The organism is Xanthomonas sp. SHU 308 (assembly GCF_000364645.1).
Lineage (GTDB): Bacteria > Pseudomonadota > Gammaproteobacteria > Xanthomonadales > Xanthomonadaceae > Xanthomonas_A > Xanthomonas_A sontii.
This window is the reverse complement of the sequence record NZ_AQOK01000384.1, coordinates 1-1,952: the sequence shown is the minus strand read 5'-3', so window position 1 is coordinate 1,952 and position 1,952 is coordinate 1. Positions and strand designations below refer to the sequence as shown.

Sequence of the window (1,952 nt, the reverse complement as noted above, 5' to 3'; positions counted from 1 at the left end):
CGGCGGTGGCGGCTGGGGCCCGGTGGCGACCTCGACCCTGCTCGCCCACGGCGGCCAGGCCCGCACCACCATCGGCACGGTCAACGCCGCCGAGTTCCTGGTGACGCTGTCGATCTCGCTGACCTTCCTGCTGACCATGGGCGTGCAGCACCTGGACATCGTGCTCGGCCTGCTGGTCGGCGGCATGCTCGCCGCGCCGCTGGCGGCGCTGCTGGTCAAGCGCGTGCGCGAGCGCTGGGTGCTGGTGGCGGTGGGCCTGCTGGTGCTGGGCATCAGCCTGTATCAGGTGGGCGGGGCGCTGTATCGCTGGGTGGGCTGACGCCGGGGATTTGGGAGTCGGGAGTCGGGATTCGCAAAGGCGGTCTCCGCGGCGCCTGAAGCCGTTGCGCTGGTGACCCGATCTGCGGTCAGGCCGCGTTCGCTTTTGCCGGGGTGGGCCGCGCGATGATCGCGGCCGGGATGCCGCCGCCGATGGCCGCGCGTCTCGCCACTCCCCTGCCCCGCGAGACCGCCATGCGTGCCATCCCATTGCTCCTGGCCTTGTTGTGTCTGGCGCTGCCGGCGCCGCGCGCGCAGGCCGACGACGCCTTCGCCCGGCTCGGGCGCGGGGTCAACATCCTCGGCTACGACCCGCTGTGGAACGACCCGGCGAAGGCGCGTTTCCGCCCGCCGCTGTACCGCACGATCCGCGACGGCGGCTTCCGCACGGTGCGGGTCAACCTGCAGGCGTTCGCGCACATGGACGCGGACAACCGGCTCGACCCGACCTGGCTGAAGACGCTGGATACGGTGGTCGACCAGGCCACCGCCGCGGGCCTGAACGTGATCCTGGACGAACACGACTTCCACCCGTGCGCCGCCGATGCCGCGCTGTGCCGGACCAGGCTGCTGGCGTTCTGGAGCCAGGTCGCCCCGCGCTACCGCCATGCGCCGCCGTCGGTGCTGTTCGAGATCCTCAACGAGCCCAACGGCCAGATGACCAGCGCGGTGTGGAACGATTTGCTACGCGATGCGTTGCAGATCATCCGCCGCGACAATCCGACCCGCACGGTGGTGGTGGGCCCGGCCAGCAGCAATTCCTTCACCGCGCTCGACAGCCTGCGCCTGCCCGAGGACGATGCGCACCTGCTGGTCACCGTGCACTACTACAACCCGTTCCGCTTCACCCACCAGGGCGCGCCGTGGGCCCCTGCGGACATCCGCGACCACACCGGCGTGAGCTGGGGCAGTGCGGCCGACCGGACCAAGCTGTACGGGGAATTCGACCGCATCGCGGCCTGGGCCAAGGCGCACCATCGGCAGGTACTGCTGGGCGAGTTCGGTGCCTACGAGCAGGCGCCGCCGGCCGATCGCCTGGCCTGGACGGTGGCGGTGGTCAACGCCGCCGAGAAACGCCATTTCGCCTGGGCGTATTGGGAATTCGAGGGCAGCTTCGGCGCCTACGACATCGACCGCGGGCAATGGATCGCGCCGCTGCACCATGCGCTGGTGGGCAGCGACAGCGCTTACCGCGGGGCTGCCGGCGGCTGATGCCGGCCTTCCCCGCCGCGGCGCGCCCTAGCGGGAACCGCCAGCGTCGCCGGCGCGGTCGCGGCAGCCCCAGTTGAGGATCGGCGTGCCGGACGGCAGCAGCCGGCGGAACACCGCCACCGCGCCGTGCTTGGGATTGACCACCACCGGCGCGGCCGCGGCCTGCAACAGCGGCAGGTCTGCGGTGCTGTCGGAATAGGCCATGGCGATCTCGCCGTAGCCCAGTTCGCGCAGCATGCGCATCTTTTCCTCGTTGTGGCAGTGGCGCGTGGCGGTGACCGCGCCCAGGCGCGGGCCGATCAGGCTGCCGACCACCGGCACGTCCTGGTGCGCGACGAAGCCGAGGATGGCGCGCGCCAGTTCCGGCGGCGCACCGGTGGCGACCACCACGCGATCGCCGGCGGCGCGGTGCCGGGCGAACA

At 71.7% G+C, this 1,952-nt stretch carries 3 protein-coding genes; 2 read left to right on the top strand and 1 reads right to left on the bottom strand.

What is annotated here, in order from left to right; genetic code table 11:
- Positions 1-319: TSUP family transporter (locus D588_RS0113010; RefSeq protein ID WP_017916287.1), on the top strand; the 319-nt coding region annotated here is incomplete at its 5' end.
- Positions 320-513: 194 nt separating this feature from the next.
- Positions 514-1,530 (top strand): glycoside hydrolase family 5 protein, encoded by a 1,017-nt coding sequence (locus D588_RS0113005; protein WP_232764294.1) that lies wholly within the window; start codon positions 514-516, stop codon positions 1,528-1,530.
- Positions 1,531-1,557: 27 nt separating this feature from the next.
- Here D588_RS0113005 and D588_RS0113000 read toward each other — a convergent pair.
- Positions 1,558-1,952, bottom strand: a 395-nt coding sequence (locus tag D588_RS0113000) for a haloacid dehalogenase-like hydrolase (RefSeq protein ID WP_017916285.1), incomplete at its 5' end; no start/stop codon positions are given.

Excerpts from the sequence above, each read along its gene's own strand:
- D588_RS0113005 (WP_232764294.1), top strand. The coding sequence starts at position 514 with ATGCGTGCCATCCCATTGCTCCTGGCCTTGTTGTGTCTGGCGCTGCCG.